Origin of the sequence: Actinomadura formosensis NBRC 14204 (assembly GCF_001552155.1) — a bacterium.
Taxonomy (GTDB): Bacteria; Actinomycetota; Actinomycetes; order Streptosporangiales; family Streptosporangiaceae; genus Spirillospora; species Spirillospora formosensis.
On the sequence record NZ_BCQQ01000044.1, the window covers coordinates 1 to 18,016 of the forward strand.

Annotated in this window: 16 protein-coding genes; 6 read left to right on the forward strand and 10 right to left on the reverse strand. The window is 72.0% G+C overall.

The features are described 5' to 3' along the window. From AF1_RS14140 to AF1_RS14150, 3 genes are all read right to left on the reverse strand, one after another. The coding region (locus AF1_RS14140; protein ID WP_409360248.1) for an ABC transporter permease subunit at positions 1-266 on the reverse strand (266 nt) is incomplete at its 3' end. Between the two features lie 25 nt (positions 267-291). Further along, complete coding sequence (locus AF1_RS14145; protein WP_067797987.1) at positions 292-1,701, reverse strand: type 1 periplasmic-binding domain-containing protein; 1,410 nt, start codon at positions 1,699-1,701, stop codon at positions 292-294. A 171-nt stretch (positions 1,702-1,872) separates the two neighbouring features. Further along, positions 1,873-2,634, reverse strand: a complete 762-nt coding sequence (locus tag AF1_RS14150; RefSeq protein ID WP_067797990.1) for an SDR family NAD(P)-dependent oxidoreductase — start codon at positions 2,632-2,634, stop codon at positions 1,873-1,875. Positions 2,635-2,882: 248 nt separating this feature from the next. On the opposite strand from AF1_RS14150, the gene AF1_RS14155 reads away from it, so the two are divergent. Continuing rightward, the gene (locus tag AF1_RS14155) at positions 2,883-4,484 is read left to right on the forward strand and encodes a class I adenylate-forming enzyme family protein (RefSeq protein ID WP_207394065.1); all 1,602 of its coding nucleotides are present in this window, start codon (positions 2,883-2,885) and stop codon (positions 4,482-4,484) included. Positions 4,485-4,589: 105 nt separating this feature from the next. Here AF1_RS14155 and AF1_RS14160 read toward each other — a convergent pair whose 3' ends face one another. Beyond that, the gene (locus AF1_RS14160; RefSeq protein ID WP_067797996.1) at positions 4,590-5,804 is read right to left on the reverse strand and encodes an NAD(P)/FAD-dependent oxidoreductase; all 1,215 of its coding nucleotides are present in this window, start codon (positions 5,802-5,804) and stop codon (positions 4,590-4,592) included. 58 nt (positions 5,805-5,862) lie between these two features. Beyond that, positions 5,863-7,032 (reverse strand): saccharopine dehydrogenase family protein, encoded by a 1,170-nt coding sequence (locus tag AF1_RS14165; RefSeq protein ID WP_067797999.1) that lies wholly within the window; start codon positions 7,030-7,032, stop codon positions 5,863-5,865. Positions 7,033-7,227: 195 nt separating this feature from the next. On the opposite strand from AF1_RS14165, the gene AF1_RS14170 reads away from it, so the two are divergent. Then, complete coding sequence (locus tag AF1_RS14170) at positions 7,228-7,872, forward strand: TetR-like C-terminal domain-containing protein (RefSeq protein WP_084262882.1); 645 nt, start codon at positions 7,228-7,230, stop codon at positions 7,870-7,872. 39 nt (positions 7,873-7,911) lie between these two features. Here AF1_RS14170 and AF1_RS14175 read toward each other — a convergent pair whose 3' ends face one another. Further along, on the reverse strand, positions 7,912-8,808 hold the full coding sequence (locus tag AF1_RS14175) for a LysR family transcriptional regulator (protein WP_067798002.1): 897 nt from the start codon (positions 8,806-8,808) through the stop codon (positions 7,912-7,914). Between the two features lie 70 nt (positions 8,809-8,878). Between AF1_RS14175 and AF1_RS14180 the strand changes: the two genes are divergently transcribed. The 3 genes from AF1_RS14180 (at position 8,879) to AF1_RS14190 (ending at position 11,759) form a co-directional block, all read left to right on the forward strand. Then, a complete protein-coding gene (locus AF1_RS14180; RefSeq protein WP_067798005.1) occupies positions 8,879-9,895 on the forward strand; it encodes a YeiH family protein in 1,017 nt (338 codons plus the stop codon). A gap of 34 nt (positions 9,896-9,929) precedes the next feature. After that, a complete protein-coding gene (locus tag AF1_RS14185; RefSeq protein WP_242608840.1) occupies positions 9,930-10,439 on the forward strand; it encodes a DUF4240 domain-containing protein in 510 nt (169 codons plus the stop codon). Positions 10,440-10,580: 141 nt separating this feature from the next. Beyond that, positions 10,581-11,759, forward strand: coding sequence for a WD40/YVTN/BNR-like repeat-containing protein (locus AF1_RS14190; RefSeq protein WP_131732669.1), 1,179 nt, complete (start codon positions 10,581-10,583; stop codon positions 11,757-11,759). A 12-nt stretch (positions 11,760-11,771) separates the two neighbouring features. Here the strand turns inward: AF1_RS14190 and AF1_RS14195 are convergent, their stop codons facing one another. Continuing rightward, positions 11,772-13,193, reverse strand: coding sequence for an AAA family ATPase (locus AF1_RS14195; RefSeq protein ID WP_067798014.1), 1,422 nt, complete (start codon positions 13,191-13,193; stop codon positions 11,772-11,774). A gap of 133 nt (positions 13,194-13,326) precedes the next feature. Here AF1_RS14195 and AF1_RS14200 point away from each other — a divergent pair, with 133 nt between their 5' ends. Continuing rightward, complete coding sequence (locus AF1_RS14200; RefSeq protein ID WP_067798017.1) at positions 13,327-13,965, forward strand: GNAT family N-acetyltransferase; 639 nt, start codon at positions 13,327-13,329, stop codon at positions 13,963-13,965. Positions 13,966-14,020: 55 nt separating this feature from the next. Here the strand turns inward: AF1_RS14200 and AF1_RS14205 are convergent, their stop codons facing one another. From AF1_RS14205 to AF1_RS14215, 3 genes are read right to left on the reverse strand one after another with little or no spacing between them, the layout of a single operon-like run. Then, positions 14,021-14,632, reverse strand: a complete 612-nt coding sequence (locus AF1_RS14205; protein ID WP_067798020.1) for a PaaI family thioesterase — start codon at positions 14,630-14,632, stop codon at positions 14,021-14,023. Further along, the gene (locus AF1_RS14210; RefSeq protein ID WP_067798023.1) at positions 14,632-16,800 is read right to left on the reverse strand and encodes an acyl-CoA dehydrogenase; all 2,169 of its coding nucleotides are present in this window, start codon (positions 16,798-16,800) and stop codon (positions 14,632-14,634) included. Before AF1_RS14210 ends, AF1_RS14205 begins: the two co-directional genes overlap by 1 nt. Before the next feature lie 8 nt (positions 16,801-16,808). Then, positions 16,809-17,969 (reverse strand): steroid 3-ketoacyl-CoA thiolase, encoded by a 1,161-nt coding sequence (locus tag AF1_RS14215; RefSeq protein ID WP_067798026.1) that lies wholly within the window; start codon positions 17,967-17,969, stop codon positions 16,809-16,811. Positions 17,970-18,016: the final 47 nt, after the last annotated feature.

The window sequence follows — 18,016 nt, forward strand, 5'->3', positions numbered from 1 at the left end:
CGCAGCCCCCGCATGATGGCGGTGTGCAGCGCCGCACCCATCGCGGGACCGACGAGCCCGACCACGACGATCAGCGCCGGCCAGACCGGCCAGCCCCACCGTTCGGTGAGGTGCCAGTACAGGAACGTGCCGAACATCGCCTGCGCACCATGGGCGAAGTTGAAGATGCCCGAGGTGTTGTACGTCAGTACGAGCCCCGAGGCCGCGATGAAGTACACCGATCCCAGGACCAGGCCCAGGGTGGTGTAGGTCAGGAACGTCGTCATGTGTTCGCCGCCTCCGGCGGTCGGATCAGGAGGACTGGGGCTTGATGACGTCGCCGGTCAGGAACTTCGTCGCGATGCGGTCGTCGTTCAGCTTCGTCCCCCAGCTCTTCGGGTCGGTCTTGACCAGGTACTCGTCGCTGCAGTCGAACTCACCGACGTTCTTCGGGTAGACCTGCTCGTACTTGGTCTTGTTGAGCTTCACCATCAGCGAGCAGGAGCCCGGCTTGTTGGCGCCCGGGTCGGTCGGCGTGTGCAGGCCGCCGCCCGTCCACTCGTGCACCTTCGACAGCTCGTTGATGACGCACTGCCGGGTCAGGTCCGAGCCGCACTTCTGCGCGGACTGCGCCCACAGCAAGAACGCGGAGGTCGCCTGCATGCCGAGCATCGCGACCTTGCCCTTCCTCGCGTTGACGAGGTCCATGTACTGCTTGACCGCGGGGATCTTGCCGGCGTTCTCCAGCGGCTGGAAGAACATGCTCACATGGAGGTTGTCACCGGCGCCCGCGGTGTTCCACTGCGCGACCTGCCGGCTGTACCAGGTCGACTCGAACACGTACTTCGGCTTCGCGCCGACCCGCTCGATCGACTCCAGCAGGCTGAACTGGCCCGGGTCGGGCGAGTCGGACGACCACAGGTAGCCCGCCCCGCACTTCTTGATCTTCTCGGCGAACGGCATGTAGCTGCTCTCGCCCTTGTCGTTCAGCCGGACGCCGCACTTCAGCGGCTTGACGCCCATCCCCCGCAGGGCGCTCTCGATCTTGCTGGTGCCGGTGCTGACCGCCGGGGAGGTGGACAGCAGGATGTCCGTCTTGTCCTTGAAGTCGGGGAACAGCTTCTCCGCGATGCGCAGACCGCCGATGTTCATCAGGTCCACCGGGTACGGGACGGCCTCGTACTTCATCGGGCCCATCGTGGCGTTCGGGCCGACCGTGAACCCGGCGACCGTCGGCAGCTTGCAGCCGACCCGGTACTGCTCGGCGGCCTCGTCCATCGCGAAGCCCTGCCCGACGAGCATGAAGTCCTGCTTGCAGGACTCCTGCATCACCTTCGCGGACTGCATGTAGGCGGCGTCGTACTGGTTGCCCTTGATCTTGCGCCCGTTGATGCCGCCCTGCTTGTTGCACCAGTCGATCATCGCGGCGACGGCGTCGCCCATCTCCTTGGACAGGCCGGGCGCGGCGGTGAAGCCGCGGTCGTCGCCGAACCCGATGCTGATCTGGTCATCGGTGACGCCCTGGTCGGTCTTGCCCTTGGCGTCGCCGGGGCCGCACGGGGACGGCAGCGTCCCGAACGACTTGCTCGCCCCGGCCTGGCCGCCCGAGCCGTTCCCGCCGGACGTGCCGTCCGTGCCCGAACGCTCGCTGGAACAGGACGCGGTCACGAGCGCGACCGCCAGGGCGCCTGCCGCGAGGCGCCCGATCTTGTCGACCTTCATCGGTCGTACTCCTTTCACCGCACAGCGGTGCTGTTTCAAGCAGGCGGGGGACGGGGTTGTGGGTACGGTCCAGCACCGGCGGTCCTCTGGTGACGCCGGCCGGTGGTGGTGACGGGAGGCGGTGACGGGAGGCGGTGACGGGGTGTGGTGAAGAGGTGAGGTGGGACGGGGTCAGCCGAAGTTGGCCTGGCCGCCGTCCAGCGGGATCGTCGCGCCGGTGAGGTAGCGCATGGCCGGCTGGACGAGCGCCACCACGGCCCGGCCGATGTCGGTTTCGCAGTCGCCGATGTAGCCGAGCGGGATCGTCTTGCGGAACTCCTCGGCCGCCTCGGGGTTGTTCTCCGCCCACCACTTCAGGCCCGGTGAGAGCGCGTGGGGGGCGATGTTGTTGGCGCGGATGCCGTCCGGGCCCCATTCGGCCGCGGCCGTCCGGGTCAGCGAGCGAAGGGCCTGCTTGGCGGCGGCGTAGGCGCCGTACGTGGCCGGGTCCCAGCGGACCATGGCGGACGTGACGAGGTTGATGATGCTGCCTCCGCCGCGCGCCTTCATGTGCGGGTGGCACGCCTTCATGAACGCGAACGCCGCGAACGGGCCGGTGACGAACCCCTTCTGGAACTTCGCGTCGCTCATCTCCAGCAGCGGGCCGTAGGAGCCGGAGTAGGCGTTGTTGACGAGGATGTCGATCCCGCCGAAGGTCTCGGCGATCCGCTCGACGACACCGGGGATCGCCTCGGTGCCGGCGATGTCGCACACGAACGGCTCCGCCTTCGCGCCCCGCTCGCGGATCAGCGCGCAGGTCGCGTCCAGTTTGGCGGCCGTCCGGCCGAGGACGGCGATCGCGGCGCCCTCGGACGCCAGCGCGAGCGCGATGCCCTGCCCGACGCCCTGGCCCGCTCCGGTGACGATGGCGACCTTGTCGCTGAGACTCTCCATGGGTACTCCTACTCAGTCCTGCTTGCGCGCCCAGCCCGGTCCGCCGGGTCATGCCCGGCCGGTCCGGTCTGCTCAGTCCTGGTGCGGTCATCGTGATGTGACGCGGCGCACGTAAAAGGTTCAGTCCCGCTCAGCGGGAACGCGTTCGTCACGGGACGCTCCGTGACGGTCCCGCTGAGCGGAATGCCCTGGTGAAGCCGGGGATGCGGCGGCCGACAATGAGCCGTCCGGCGAGGAGGAGGGGTCCGATGGAGACGATTCGGAAGCTGACCGGTCCCGGCGGCGAGTTCGAACTGAGGGAGGAGGACGTGCTCGGCGCGCGGCTGCCCGTGTTCGCGGGCCGCGCCCGCAGCCTCGGCGAGGTGCTCACCCGCTCGGTGTCCTACGGCGACCGGGACTACCTCGTCACCGCGTCCCGCCGGATGAGCTTCGCCGAGCACGCCGCCGCGGTCGCGTCCATGGCCAAGGCGCTACGGGACGATCTGGGCGTGCGCCCCGGCGACCGCATCGCGATCAACGCCGCCAACAGCCCCGAGTGGATCGTGTCGTTCTGGGCGACGATCGCCGTCGGCGGCATCGCGGTCGGCTACAACGCCTGGTGGGCGCCGCGCGAGATCGAGTACGCGCTCGGGCACACCGACCCGAAGGTCGTCATCGCCGACGAGAAGCGGGCCGCGCTGATCTCCGAGGACGTGCTGACGATCGAGAAGGACGTCCCGTCCCTGATGGCCCGCTACCCCGACGCCCGCTTCGAGATACCGGAGGTCGCCGAGGACGACCCCGCGGTCATCCTGTACACGAGCGGCACGTCGGGACGGCCCAAGGGCGCCGTCCACTCGCACCGGAACCTCACCTCGGTGATCGAGTACCACCGGTTCAACGACGCCATGATGGCCGCGTTCGGCATGGACCCGTCGACGCGCCGCTACCTGCTCGCGCTGCCGCTGTTCCACATCGCGTGCCTGCACAACCTCGCCGTCCCGCGGCTCGCCACCGGCACCGCCGTGATCCTCCACGAGGGCGGCTTCGACGTGGACAGGGTGCTCGGCCTGGTCGAGAGGGAACGCGTCACGAACTGGGGCGCCGTCCCCACCATGGCGCACCGCATGGTCGAGCACGGCGACCTGTCGAAGTACGACCTGTCATCGCTCACCGCGTTCTCGCTGGCCACGGCGCCGTCCTCGCCCGCGTTCAAGGCGCGGCTCCAGACGGCGTTCCCGCCCGCGAAGGGCGGTCTCGTCGACAGCTACGGGCTGACCGAGTCGTGCACCGCCATCTCCACCGCCACCCCCGCCGATCTCGCCGAGGCGCCCGGGACGCTCGGCCGTCCCACGATCGGCGTCCAGCTGGAGATCCGGGACGCCGGCAACAGGCCGGTTCCGGAGGGCGTGGAGGGCGAGGTCTGCGTCCGCAGCGCCTACAACATGATCGGCTACTGGCGCGATCCCGAGGCGACCGCGCGGGCCTTCGACGAGGACCGCTGGATGCACACCGGCGACATCGGCGTGATCGAGCAGGGCCGGCTCCGCCTCACCACCCGCCGCTCCGACCTCATCATCCGCGGCGGCGAGAACGTCTACCCGGCCGAGATCGAGAACGTCCTCGCCGAATACACCGGGGTCCGGGAGTGCATCGTCATCGGCGCCCCGCACCCGGACCTCGGCCAGGAGGTCGCGGCGGTCGTGGTCGCCAACGGCCCGCCGCCTTCGCCGGAGGACCTGGCGGCCTTCGCCCGCGAGCGGCTCGCCTACTTCAAGGTCCCGACCCGCTGGCACATCACCGCCGACCCGCTCCCCCGCAACGCGACCGGCAAGGTCCTCCGCAAGCAGGTCGAGGAGGCGGTGTCCTGACCCTCCAGGACCGGCCGCGAAGGCCCCGGGCGAGTTCACCGACGACCGCACGGTCCTCGCCCGGGACCTCCCCGCCAGGGGGCCGGCCGGCCTCGACCGGGCGGCCTACAGCCATTCCGCCTGGAAGAGCTGGTGCGGGATGCCGTCGCTCCAGCGGCCGGTCGAGGCCAGGGACGCGGTGAGGCGGCCGAGTTCGTCGGCGGCCATGACACCGCGTTCGCCTTCGACGACGACGATGAGGTTCTCGTCGGCGTGGTCGATGTACGGGTGGCCGGTGTGGTTGCTGGAGACCAGGCATGGCCTCACCCGGGCCTGGCCGAACGCCGCAGCCGTTTCCGCGGGGAGCAGTTCCCGCAGGAGGGTGAGCGTCGGTGCGATGTCGTCGGTGGAGCCGCCGGTGCGGACCCACGCGGAGATCTCGTCGCGTGTGGTGAGGGGGTTGCCGAGCAGGCTGTCGCCAGAGCACTTGATGTACCAGCGGCCGTCGGGGTAGCGCAGTGGCGACATGACGATGCCGCCGTAGAGGAGCTTCTGGCCGCGCTGCTTGAAGTACATGATCGCGGGCAGCTCGACCGCCGCCGGGTCGGGGACCTCGACCAGGACGACGGTGGCGCCGAAGGTGTCCATGGCGAGCCTGCGGGGCAGCAGGCCGCCCGCGTTGGTCGACGCTCCCGTGGCGACGACCACCGTGTTCGCGGTCCACGACGAGCCGGACCGGGCGGTCAGCCTCCGGCCGGGTCCCTCGGCCGTGATCGCGGTGATCTCGTCGCGGACGAGGGTGGCGCCGGCGGCCGTGGCGGCGGTGAGTTCGGCGGCGGTCAGGCCGCGCGGGTTGACGATCAGGGCGTCCCGCTGCACCACGCATTCGTGTCCCGGCTCGAAGGTCAGGCCCGGGTACCGGTCCCGGAGCCGGGCCGCGGAGAGGTGTTCGACGGGGTGCCCGACGTCCTCGGCGTTCCGCTTCAGCCTGCCGAGGTCGAACCACTCGGACGGCTCGCGGCCGTCGAGGGCGGCGGGCATGACGGCGAGCGAGTGGACCGGATGGGTGAACTCCACACCCGTGCGTTCCGTGAGTTCGCCGAACCGCCGTATCGAGCGGGCGGCGAGCAGCGAGGCGACGAGCGGGACTTCGAGGATGTGCCCGAGCCTGCCCTGGTCGTAGTGGCCGGACCACACGCCGTCGTGGCCGGCGTAGTCCGGGGGCTCCGCGGGGCCCACGATCAGGACGTGTGCGCCTTGGTCGGCGAGGTGCCGGGCGGTGGCGGCGCCGATGGGGCCGGCACCGACCACGGCGACGTCGAATCCGGTGGGTTGCTGCACGGGAATGCCTTTCGTTAGGGGGCGCCGGAGCACGGAGCGGGGCTCTCGGGCCCCGGGCTCAGAACACGCGGCGGGTCTGGGCGGTGGTGTGATGCAGGGCGAGGCCGAGCCGCGGCATCACCTCGTGCAGGAACGGCTGCGGGTCCACGCACGCTTCGGGCGCGAGGACGCCGGTGCGGTCGATCTCGCCGTCGACGAGCCGCCGCAGGAAGGCCGCGGCGGGAATCGCGGTCATGTCGGCGCCGTCCTCCAGAACCCGGTTCGCCATGTCGTGGTGCGTCTCGATGACCACGGACGCGGCGGCGCCGTCCTTCTCGCCTTCGGCGCGGATGTGGAAGACCGAGCCGATCGGGGCGTCGGAGACGTCGATCTGGACGGCGCGCCCGCCTTCCGGTGTGCAGAAGTGGCGGGCGAGGAAGGACTGCGGCGACATGGGGAGGTCACCGCGTTCGGAGCTCATCAGGCCGAGTCCGGCAAGCCGCCGGTAGATCTCGTTGCCTTCGCTCTGCCACCAGGTGAACCGGCTGGTGGCCTCCTTGAGGCCGGGGATGAACCGGGGCAGCGTGATCGGTTCGGCGTGTCCGAAGTAGCCGAACTCGCGGCGGCCGTACGGGGGGAGCAGCTCGAACGTCTTTGGATCGCTCCAGGCGGGCACCTTGCGGTACTCGCCGTCGAGGAACTGGGTGATCTCGCCGCTGAGCGAGTGGAACATGTGCTCCAGGATGGTCGGCCCGAGGTTCGCGACGAACGGGAGGCCCATGACCACGTGGACGGCGTCCGCGCGGTCGAGCCCGTCGCACGCCCAGCGCGCCATGAGGTTGGTGGCGCCGGGCGCGACGCCGCAACCGGTGAGGACGGCGACGCCCGCGGCCTTCGCCCGCTCGTCGTACGCGGGGTCGGTCACCAGAGCCTCGGCGACGTCGAACTCGTCGCAGATGTCGATGTAGTGCGCTCCGGTGTCGATGGCGGCGCCGACGATCGGCAAAGCGAAGCGGTAGAACGGGCCCACGCCGTTGAAGACCACGTCGGCGTCCGCGACGACCGCGGCGATGCTCTCCGGGTCGGTCGCGTCGAAGCGTGCGTGCCGGGCGCCGATGGCCTCGCCGAGGGCCTTCGCGCGGTCGGCGTCGAGGTCGGCGACCACCAGGTCGCCGACGCCGTCGAACGCGGCGGCGCTGCGGGCGACCCGGCTCGCGACCGAACCGCAGCTGAGAATGGCGACCTTCATGTTTCCTCCGTGGAAAGGGCGATGGGGGCGGGGCCGGCGGGTGGCCGGGCATAAAGCCGCGCGTATAACCGTGGCCGTGGAACAGCCCCGAAGGCGATGCCGATCACGTCCCTGCGGCCTGGCCACCACGGGGCGTAGTTCATGATGGGACCAGGACAGCGCTAAAGTCAACAGTGAGACCCTTTAGGGGATGAGATGAGCGACGGCACCACCCGGCGGGCAGCCCCGCCCTCCCGTCCAGAGGGCGCGGCGCCAAGCGACGCCGCCCAGACGCCGCGTGAACGCGTTCGCACCGGCGGACGCAGCGAACGGGTCCGCCAAGCCGTCGCGCAAGCCGTCCTCGATCTGCTCGCCGAACGCGTCGTCGACTTCGGTCCCAGCGAGGTCGCCGCCCGCGCGGACCTCAACCGCAAGACCATCTACCGCTGGTGGCCCACGTTCGCCGACCTGGTCCGCGAGGGGCTCAACGCCCATTCACGCGGCGTCGAAGTGCCCGACACCGGCTCGTGGGAGCAGGATCTCCGCGAACTGGCGCACCGCCTCGCGCTGTTCTTCGCGAGCCCCGTCGAGGTCAGCACCAACGCGATCATCGCCTCGCGCCGCACACCCGAGTTGAGCGCGCTCATCTTCGAGCACTTCGAGCCGGTCCAGGAGTCCTGGCGCGCCGTCGTCACCCGCGGCATCGCCCGCGGCGAGGTCCACCCCGGCTGCGCGCCGGGGACGGTGCTGAACATGCTGGTGAGCCCGCTCATCCTCACCCCCCTCACGCTCCATCGAGCCGCGACGCGGCAGGAGGTCGACACCCTCGTGGACCTCGTTCTCCGCGCGACCCGTCCCTGAGCGGACCGTCCCCGAGCGGACCGTCCCCGAGCGGACCGTTCAGGGACGGCGGGTGTGGGACAGGAGCGCGGCGGCCGGCCCGGACGGGGTGGTGCCGGTCCGCCAGACGGCGCGCAGCGACCGCTCCAGCGTCACCCCGTCGATGGGGATTTCGGCGAGCACGCCGGTGGCCAGGTCGGCGGCCACGACGAGTTCGCTGATCAGCGCCGGGCCCGCGCCCGCGACGACCGCGTTCCGCACGGCGGTGCCCGAGCCGAACTCCAGGAGCGGCGGGGCGAGGCGCAGACCGTGCGCGGCCATCGCCTGAAGGGCGGCCTGCCGGGTGCCCGAGCCCGCCTCCCGGCTGATCAGCGGGGTGGCGGCGACCTCGGCGGGCGGGACGGGACGGTTCCGGCGCGTCCAGCGGTGGCCGGGCGGCGCGACGAGGACGAGCCGGTCCCGCGCGACGGTCCGGGAACGCAGCCCGGCCGGGCGGCCCGGCGACTCGATGAAGCCGATGTCGACCTCGCCCCGCCGCGCGAGCTCGCAGACGTGCGCCGAGTTCGTCACCCGCATGCCGACGTACAGGTCCGGGTCGGCGCGGCGCAGGTCCCCGATCCAGGCGGGCAGCAGGTGCTCGGCGATGGTGAGGCTGGCCGCGACGGTGAGGTTGCCGGTGTGCTCGCGGCGGAGCGCCTCGACGCCGTCGCCGAGCGCGTTCAGGGCGTCCAGGACGCGCTGCGCCCACCCGGTCACCAGCGTCCCGGCGGGGGTGAGGGACGAGCCGCGCCGGGTCCGCTCGACCAGCCGGACCCCGAGCCGGCGTTCCAGCCGGGCCAGCCGCTTGCTCGCGGACGGCTGGCTGATCCGCAGTTCCCCCGCGGCGGCCGTCAGGCTGCCCCGCTCGGCGACCAGGACGAGCAGCCGCAGCGAATCGATGTCGGGGTGATAGGTCATGCCCGCAGGCTATGACGTAAGGCCGAACCGGCCGGTACCGGGACCGCGGACGGCGCGCAAGCCTCGAAGCATGAGCACAGTGGAGGCGGCTCGCCCGGAACGGGCGAAAGCATGGTGGGGCCGGACGGGGCCCGGGATCGCGGTGGCGGCGGGCGGCGCGGCCGTGGCGATGGCGATCAACCGGCTCGTCCCCGCGCTGAGCGCACTGACCGTCGCGGTGCTCCTCGGCATGCTGGCCGGCGGGGCGCTGCCCGCGGTGCTGTCCCACGGCCTGCGGTGGGCGACCCGCGCGTTCCTGCGCGCCGGCGTGGTCCTCCTCGGCCTGCAACTCAGCCTGACCGAGGTGGTGCGGCTCGGGCCCGGCATGGTCGCCGTGGTCGTGGCCACCGTCCTGCTCGCGTTCACCGGGACGCTCGCGCTCGGCCGGCTGACCGGCGTGCCGCGCGGCCTGGGGCTGATGGTCGCGACCGGGTTCTCGATCTGCGGGGCCTCGGCGATCGTGGCCATGGACAGCGTCGCCCACGCCAGGAAGGAGGAGGTCGCGACCGCCGTCACACTGGTGACGATCTACGGCAGCGCCGCCATCGCCGCCGTCCCGTTCCTCGGTTCCCGCGTGTTCGGGCTGGAGCCCGAGACGCTCGGCATGTGGGCCGGGCTGAGCGTCCACGAGGTCGCCCAGGTCGTGGCGGCCGCGTCCCCCGCGGGCACGGCGGCGGTCGGCACGGCCGTGATCGTGAAGCTGACCCGGGTGGTGCTGCTGGCGCCGATGGTGGCGGGGATGGGCGTCCTCGAACGCAGGGCCGGCCGTACCGCCGCCGGGAAGCGCCCGCCGATCATGCCCCTGTTCGTCGCCGGCTTCCTGGTCATGCTGCTGCTGCGCAGCGCGGACGTCGTGCCCGTCCCCGCCCTGACGGGGGCGAAGGACATCTCGACGGTGCTGCTGGCGGCGGCGATGTTCGGGCTGGGGACGTCCGTCCGTGTCGGCGCGCTGCTGCGCACGGGCCGGCGCGGCCTCCTCCTCGGCCTCCTTGCGACCCTCCTGGTCGGCGCGGTCTCCCTCACCGCCCTCATGATCATCGGCCGCTGAGAACTGTCGGAGGCGGATGGTCGACTGGTCGGCCATGAACGAGGAACACTTCTGGGACGTGATCGAGGCGGCTTGGGCGCCGCTGGGCGGCGGGGTGAACCGGACGCGCCGGGCCCTCGCGACCCGTGACCCGGGCGGCGACGTCTGGGAGATGCCGGAGCTCGCCCGCGTCGAGAGCTCGCTGGAGGAGTTCCTGGAGAACCTCGCGGCCGCGACCGGGGACCTGTCCTCGGCGGAGCTGACCGACCTGGACCGGGTACTCGAACGCAAGCTCCACGACATCGACCGGGCCGACATCCACGCGGTGACGGACGGCTCCGACGACGGCTTCCTCTACGCCCGCGGCCTGATCGTCGCCCTCGGCCGCGCCTTCTACACCGCGGTGGCGGCCGACCCCCGCATGGCGATGCCGGACGGCGAGTGCGAGGAGATGTGCTACTTCTTCGACCGCCTGCACCGCGAACGCTACGGGACGCACACCGAGACGGGCTCGGGCATCACCCGCGAATCATGCTCGAACCCGTCCGGCTGGCCCACCTTCTGATCGAGCCCCGCGAATTACAGTGCTGACTACCCGCTCGGGTCGAGTTTCCAGCATCCGGCACGGGCGACCCACGACTCCGACCATCCGATCGCTGGGAGGGAGACCGTCCGCTGAGGCGGTCTCCCGCATGAGAGGAGAACAATGCGTGCCTCACGCGCATGTACGCGCATCATGGCCGCGGGCACCACGGCGCTGGCCGTTGGCGGCCTGACCGGCGCACCCGTGCTGGCCGCGGACGCGCACCCGCCCGGCCAGGGCCGTCCGGTTCCCGCGGGCTTTCGCGCGCAGTCCACCACGTGGCCCTTACCTCGGTACGGCTGGGTGCTCGGCAGCGCGCCGTGTACGACCGGGCAATGCACCACCGTCGTCACCACCCGGGACGGCGGCGGCACCTGGTCGGCGGTCGGCGCGCCGGCCGCGCCGCTCGCGCCACCCGGCGAAGCCGGCGTCACGGAGATCAGGTTCGCGGACCCCCGGCACGGCTGGGCGTTCGGGCCGTCCTTCTTCCGGACGTCCGACGGCGGACGCGACTGGCGCGAAGCCCCACTGCCCGGGAACGGACGGCGCGTGCTCTCCCTCGCCGCCGGCGCCGGAACCGTCTACGTCGCGGTCTCACCGTGTGCGCCGGGCGAGGAACCCTCGGCGTGCCGCAAGCCGCCCTCCGTCTGGCGCGCCGGTGTGCGTCACGGAAAGTGGCGGCGCGTCCCGGTGAAGCTACCGGCCGGGGCCGCGGACGGTGTCGTCATCGCGCTGCACCACCGCACCGCCTACATCGCCGTGCCCGGTCCGGCGGGGCAGCCCGACACGTTCTTCGCGAGCGTCACGGGACGCCGCTGGTCGCCCCGGCCGTCACCGTGCGACAAGCGGCAGGCCGAGGCGCTCGTGGACGTCGCGCCGATGCCGCGCGGCCGGGTGGCGTTGCTGTGCGTCGGCGACGCGGGCTTCTCGAAGGCCACCAAGCACGTCTTCCGCTCCGCCGACACCGCCAGAACGACGTCGGACGCGGGCACCACACCGCGGTTCGGCATCCAGTCCGGGCTGGCGGCCACCCCCGCGGGCACCCTCGTGGTCAGCTCCGTGTCCTCCGGGAGCTGGCTCTACCGCAACACCCGCGGCCGGAACTGGGGCACGGTCCTGGACATGGCCGACGGGGGCAGCGGCTGGAACGACCTGCTGTTCACCACCGGCAGGGACGGTTTCGTCGTGTACGGCCCGGCCGCCGGATCGGACCGGGCCGGCGTCCTGCTCGCCACTCACGACGCGGGCGGGCACTGGGCCCCGGTGAAGATCGGCCCCTCCGCGGCCGGAGGCGGCCGGTAGCCGCGGCTTCGATCATCGGCGCCAGGCGGCCATCACGTCGGCCGGGGTCCAGGTCAGGGCGACGCTGTCGGTGATGTCCGTACCGGAGAGCGAAACCACGACGAGCCCTGTGGTCGCCGGGTCCAGGCCGGGCACCTCGGTGGCGGCTCGGCGGAGGTTCGCCAGGTCGTGGTCGTCGAACGGGCCGTTGAGCCATTTGATCGAGCCGACGAAATGGATCCGGTTCGCCACGGGGGCGCGGTCGGCGCCGACGAGGTCGATTTCGGGATCGAAGCGGCGGTTCCACCAGCCGCCGACCGCTCCGACGTCCGGCCAGGGCAGGTCCGCCAGTTCCAGAGCCTGGCGGATCAGTGGTTCCACGGCCCGGCCGCGCCAGGACGTCCAGCGGCGTTCGATCACCCGGAAGCCCGCTTCCGGCCGCCCCCGGCGGGCCTGCTCGTGGGCCGCCCGGAGGACCGCCAGGTAGAGGCGCATGTTGCTGTCGGCGATCCGGTACAGGGCGGGTTTGCCCGGCTTCGTGGACAGGGGCTGGTCCGCGACGACGACGTGTTTCTCCCGGGTGAGCCGGCGCAGGAGAGGCGACAGGGTCCCCGACGGGAGCGCTTCGCCGCGGCCGCCGGCCGCGGCGGCGATGTTCGCGTGTGTCCGGTCGCCGGAGCCGATGGCCTCCAGGACGCGCCGCGCCGTGTCGGGGTTGGGGAACTCTGCTAGAAGGGACGCCTCCGGGACGCTGAACAGGGCCGCGGCCGGGTCGGCGCACTCGTCCCGCATGAAGTCCAGGGCGGGCGTGCCGTGGGGCCAGGTCCGGACGATGCCGGGCAGCCCTCCGGAGACAAGGTGCGCGTCGATGGCGTCGACGGCGTCCAGACCGAGCGCCTGACCCACGTCGGCCGGGTTCAGCGGGCCGAGCACCAGGTTGTCGGCGCGCCCGTAGAACGGGCGGTCGTAGGCGGTGAGGCGCTCCATCATGTGCAGATCGCTGCCGAGGAGCAGGAGCAGGACGGGCTTGGCCGACAGCAGCCGGTCCCACGCGGTCTGCAGTGCGCCGTCGAACACGGGGTCCTGCTCGGCGAGCCACGGCAGTTCGTCCAGCACGACGATGGACGGAGTGTCCGGCAGCGCCGACGCCAGGACCCTGAACGCGTCCGGCCAGTTGCCGCTGTCCAGCCGGGGGACGAGTTCGGGCTCGCTCGGCAGCGCCGACTCCTTGAGGTCGCGTGTGAACGCGGCCACCGCCTCGACGGGCGACGCCCCCTTGGTGGCGGCCGAGAAGAGGTACGGCACCCCGGCACGGTCGCAGAACTCCTGGACGAGCCGTGACTTGCCCACCTGGCGCCGCCCGCGCAGGGCGACCGCCGTCCCGGCACCCGTGGCCGCGACGCGCTCCAGGCGCTTGGCCAGGAGCCCCAGTTCGGTCTTCCTGCCGATGAACACTGCCGCACCCCAACTATGTAGCCCGAATCTACGTAGATTCAGTCTACATAGACCGTGGCGGCCCCGGGCCGGGCCTGAATAATCGTGAGAAACTATGCGATCTGACTGGTAGAGGCCGGGTACGGAGGATGTGGTGGAGGTCCGCTCTTTCACGGAGGCTGATCGCGGGGAGCTGCGTGAGCTGTTCGGCCGCGCCGGCGAAGGGTCCCCAAGCGCTTCCCTGTGGGGCCACGAGGATTCCGAAGCGGCCATCTACCTGAACCCGTACATGGACCTGGCACCGGATTCGCTCTTCGTCGCCGTGATCGACGGAGCCCTGGTCGGTTACCTGACGGGATGCCTGGACGGCTCGAAGTTCCCCACCGAGAGCGAGCGCATGAGCAAGGCCATTCGGGAGCACCGGCTGTTCTTCCGGCCCGGGACCGTCTTCTTCTTCGCCCGCGCGATGCTCGACACGGCGTCGGCCACCCTCCGGCGGGAGCCCACCGCAGGAGACTTCCACGATGCCCGGTGGCCGGCGCACCTGCACATCAACGTGGCGCCGGAGGCGCGGGGCACCGGTGCCGCCGACGCGCTGATGAACCGGTGGTTGGACCGGCTCAGGGAAACCGGTTCGCCCGGATGCCACCTGCAGACCTTGACGGAGAACACCCGTGCCGTGCGGTTCTTCCGGCGCATGGGGTTCGCCGAACACGCTCCGACTCCGCTGGTCCCGGGCATCAGGTACGGCGGCGAGCGACTCCACCAGCAGACAATGGTCTGGAATCCGTAACCGGCTCCTGCCGGTCGCTCCGCCACCGCAACCCCCGCCCCCGCTGATCACTTGTTCAGCGGGGGCGGGGCGGGTTTTTGGCTATGAAGAGCCCCTCGGCCGTCACGCAGGTTCTGCCCGCCGCCTCGATGGCGCCCACCGTGCGGATCTTGCGGCCGTCCACGGAGATCTGGCGGGCGCTGATCATGAGCGGTTCGAAGAGGGGCGTCAGGTGGTGGTAGCGCAGGGTCAGCTCCGCCGTCACTCCCGACGCGCCGGCCCAGCCGTTCGCCACGCCCAATGTGTGGTCGAGCAGGAGGGCCGATATGCCGCCGTGGACGCTGGACGGCGGCCCCTGGTAGGGCAGGCCCAGCGTCGCCGTTCCCTCGATGCCGTGGGAGTCGACGGCGGTGTAGGCGAGGGGCGGGGCGATCGGGTTCTCCGGGCCGGTGACCGGGTCGTGGCGGGTCATGCCGTCGCCGCGCCACATGTCCACCAGGCGGTCGTGGACGGGCGGGGCCGCCGCCTCAAGGTCGTCGGCGACGGCGTTGAGGCGGTCGGCGATGGCCGACATGTCGGTGTCCGTCATGTCGCCGGCGCGGACGAGGGCGTCGATGACCCGGCGGGCCGCCTCGGCGGCGGCGTCCACGCCGGTCGGACGGGTGTCGGACTGCAGGTCGATCGTCATCACGCCACCGGGTCGCGGGGCAGGCCGAGGATGCGTTCGCCGATGATGTTGAGCTGGACGTCGGTGGTGCCGCCCGCGATCGACATGTTCCGGGAGTTCAGGAACATCCAGGTCGGGTCGCTCATGCCGCCCCTGCCCCGGCCGGAGAGGGCGTCCGGGCCGATCCAGTCCACGGCGGTCTCCCACACCTGCTGGATGTGCTCGACGCCGATCAGCTTGCCGATGCTGGACTCGGCGCCCGGCTGGCCGCCCGCCAGGGAGCGCAGGGTGGTGCGCAGGCCGAACAGGCTGCTGGACTGGGCGTCGCAGAGGATGCCGCCGAGGGTGGTGAGGCGCTCGTCGTCCGCGCCTTCGGCGGCCAGTTCGAGGAGGGCCTCGCCGCCGCTGCCGAGGGACGAGTCGTTGGAGAGCGAGACCCGCTCGTTCGCGAGGGTCGTGCGGGCGAGTTTCCAGCCGTCGCCGGGGCCGGCCACGAGAAGGTCGTCCGGGATGAACACGCCGTCAAGGAAGACCTCGTTGAACAGGGTGTCGCCGGTCAGCTCGCGGAGGGGGCGGATGTCGATTCCCGGTGACTTCATGTCCAGCAGGAAGTACGACAGTCCCTTGTGCTTCGGGACGGACGGGTCCGTCCGCGCGAGCAGGATGCCCCAGTCGGCCTCCCGGGCCATGGACGTCCACACCTTCTGACCGGTGATCTTCCAGCCGCCCTCGACCTTCTCGGCGCGGGTGGACAGCGCGGCCAGGTCGGAGCCGGCGCCGGGCTCGGAGAACAGCTGGCACCAGCGGATGTCGCCGCGCAGCGAGCCGGGCAGGAACCGCTCGTGCTGGGCGGGCGAGCCGTGCGCGATCAGCGTCGGGACCACCCAGTTGCCGATGATCATGTCGTGGGCGCGCAGGTCGGCGGCGCGCATCTCCTCGGCGATGACGAGCTGGGTGACCGCGTCCGCGCCCTTGCCCCACGGGGCGGGCAGGTGCGGGGCCGTGTAGCCGCGGTCGGCGAGGTAGCCGGCGCGTTCCCGGCCGGTCAGGACCTTGGCCGGTTCGAGTTCGGCGCGGACCTCGGCGCGGATCCGCGCGGCCTCCGGCGGCAGCTCGACGCGGAGTTCGCGGCGGACGCCGTCCAGGGTGAGGCGTGCGACGCGGCGGTGCCACGACGCGGTGGAGCCGAGCAGGACGCGCAGGGTCTGGGCTCGGCGCAGGTAGAGGCTCGCGTCGTGTTCCCAGGTGAAGCCGATGCCGCCGAGGGTCTGGATGCAGTCCTTGGCGGTCTGGAACGCGGCCTGGACGCTGGTGGCCCCGGCGACGGCGGCGGCGAGCGACGCCTCCCGCGGGTCGGTGCCGGGCTCCTGCGCGCGGGCGGCGTCCCAGGCGCAGGCGCGGGCCTGCTCGGCGTGCGCGAGCATCCGGGCGCAGCGGTGCTTGACGCCCTGGAACCGGCCGATCGGGCGTCCGAACTGCTCGCGGACCTTGGCGTACTCGGCGGCGGTCGCGGTCGCCCAGTCGGCCAGTCCGGACGCCTCGGCCGCGAACAGCACGGCGGCCAGGTCGCGGACGGTCTGGTCGTCCACGTCCAGCACCGACGCGACGACGCCCTCGCAGGAGATGGTGGCGAGGCGGCGGGTCAGGTCGTGGCTGGGGAGTTCGTCGACGCCGACCGGGCCGCGGGGCAGGACGACCCAGGCCGTCCCGTCGCCGTCCTTCGCGGGGAGGACGAGGACGTCCGCCGGCGGAGCGCCCAGGACCGGGCCCGAGACACCGGTCACCGTGATCTCCGAGCCGCCGCGCGACAGCGTCAGGCTCCCCGCGTCCAGCCCCACCGCGCCGGCCTTCGTGCCGTCGGCCAGCAGCGGCAGAAGCTCGGCGTGCCCCGCGCGGTGCAGCACGGCGCTCGCGAGGACGGTCGGCAGGAACGGCCCCGGCGCGATGGCGCGGCCCAGTTCCTCCAGGACGACGGCCAGTTCGGTCAGGCCGTAGCCCGCGCCGCCCGCGTTCTCCGGAAGGTGCAGGCCGAGCAGGCCCTGCGCGGCGAGGTCGTCCCAGAAGGGGGGTGTCTTCTCCCGGTCGGCGTCCACGGCGGTGCGCACCACCGCCGGCGTCACCTGCCGATGGGTGAAGGCGCGCACGGCGTCGCGGAGGTCGCGGTGCTCCTCGGTGAGCCCGATGGTCATGGATGTCCTCAGATCCGTTCGATGATGGTGGCGGTGGAGTGCGCGCCGCCCGCGCACATCGTGACGAGCGCGGTCGACCTGTCGGAACGTTCCAGTTCATGCACGGCCTGCGTGATGAGGCGGGCGCCGGTCGAGCCGACCGCGTGGCCGAGCGCGATGGCACCGCCGTTGACGTTGACCTTGTCCATGTCCGCGCCGAGCACGGACGCCCACGACAGGACGACGGACGCGAACGCCTCGTTGATCTCGACGATGTCGATGTCGGACAGCTTCATGCCCGCCCGGTCCAGGACATGCCGCGTCGACTCGATCGGCCCGTCCAGGTGGTAGTACGGGTCGGAGCCGACCATCCCGGACGCGACGATCCGGGCGCGCGGGCGAAGCCCCAGCTCGGCGGCCCGGTCGGCCGACATCAGCAGCACGGCGGCGGCGCCGTCGCTGATCTGGGACGAGTTGCCGGCGGTGTGGATGCCGTCCGGGATGACCGGGTTCAGCCCGGCGAGCGCCTCGGCGGTGGTGTCGCGCAGGCCCTGGTCGCGGGTGACCGTGGCGGTCTCGCCGGTCGGGCCCTCCTTGGTCATGACCGGCGCCTCGACCTCGATGATCTGGCCGGCGAAGCGGTCCCGCTCCCACGCCGCCTTGGCCTTGGCCTGCGAGGCGAGCCCGAGCGCGTCGGCGTCCTCGCGGGTGATGCCGCGCCGCTGCGCGATGCGCTCGGCGGCGGTGAACTGGTCCGGCATGTCGAGCCGCCAGTCGTCGGGGACGGGGCCGCCGGTCTCGGGGGTGAGCGCCTGCCTGAGGAACACCCGGCTCATCGCCTCGACGCCGCAGCCGATGCCCGTGTGGATCGTCCCCGCCTCGATCAGCGCGGCGACCAGGTGCACGGCCTGCTGGGACGATCCGCAGGCGCAGTCGATGGTCGTGCACGCCGCCTGGTAGGGCAGCCCGGCGTGCAGCCACGCGTTGCGGGTCACGTTGTTGGACTGCTCCCCCGCCTGCGTCACGCAGCCGCCGACGACCTGCCCGACCGTTCCCGCGTCGACGCCGGCGCGGTCGAGCAGGCCCCGCTGCGCCAGGCCGAGCAGCTGGGCCGGGTGCAGCCCCGACAGGGCGCCGCGGCGCTTGCCGACCGGCGTCCGGACGGCGTCGACGATGACGGCTTCAGCCATGAGAGATGTCTCCTTGTCTCCAGCGGACCGTTCCCAGCCGGCCGTTC

Coding starts and splice junctions, on each gene's coding strand:
- AF1_RS14170 (WP_084262882.1), top strand. CDS start 7,228: ATGAGCGACGGCACCACCCGGCGGGCAGCCCCGCCCTCCCGTCCAGAG.
- AF1_RS14150 (WP_067797990.1), bottom strand. CDS start 2,634: ATGGAGAGTCTCAGCGACAAGGTCGCCATCGTCACCGGAGCGGGCCAG.
- AF1_RS14190 (WP_131732669.1), top strand. CDS start 10,581: ATGCGTGCCTCACGCGCATGTACGCGCATCATGGCCGCGGGCACCACG.
- AF1_RS14180 (WP_067798005.1), top strand. CDS start 8,879: ATGAGCACAGTGGAGGCGGCTCGCCCGGAACGGGCGAAAGCATGGTGG.
- AF1_RS14155 (WP_207394065.1), top strand. CDS start 2,883: ATGGAGACGATTCGGAAGCTGACCGGTCCCGGCGGCGAGTTCGAACTG.
- AF1_RS14175 (WP_067798002.1), bottom strand. CDS start 8,808: ATGACCTATCACCCCGACATCGATTCGCTGCGGCTGCTCGTCCTGGTC.
- AF1_RS14215 (WP_067798026.1), bottom strand. CDS start 17,969: ATGGCTGAAGCCGTCATCGTCGACGCCGTCCGGACGCCGGTCGGCAAG.
- AF1_RS14210 (WP_067798023.1), bottom strand. CDS start 16,800: ATGACCATCGGGCTCACCGAGGAGCACCGCGACCTCCGCGACGCCGTG.
- AF1_RS14145 (WP_067797987.1), bottom strand. CDS start 1,701: ATGAAGGTCGACAAGATCGGGCGCCTCGCGGCAGGCGCCCTGGCGGTC.
- AF1_RS14185 (WP_242608840.1), top strand. CDS start 9,930: ATGAACGAGGAACACTTCTGGGACGTGATCGAGGCGGCTTGGGCGCCG.
- AF1_RS14165 (WP_067797999.1), bottom strand. CDS start 7,032: ATGAAGGTCGCCATTCTCAGCTGCGGTTCGGTCGCGAGCCGGGTCGCC.
- AF1_RS14205 (WP_067798020.1), bottom strand. CDS start 14,632: ATGACGATCGACCTGCAGTCCGACACCCGTCCGACCGGCGTGGACGCC.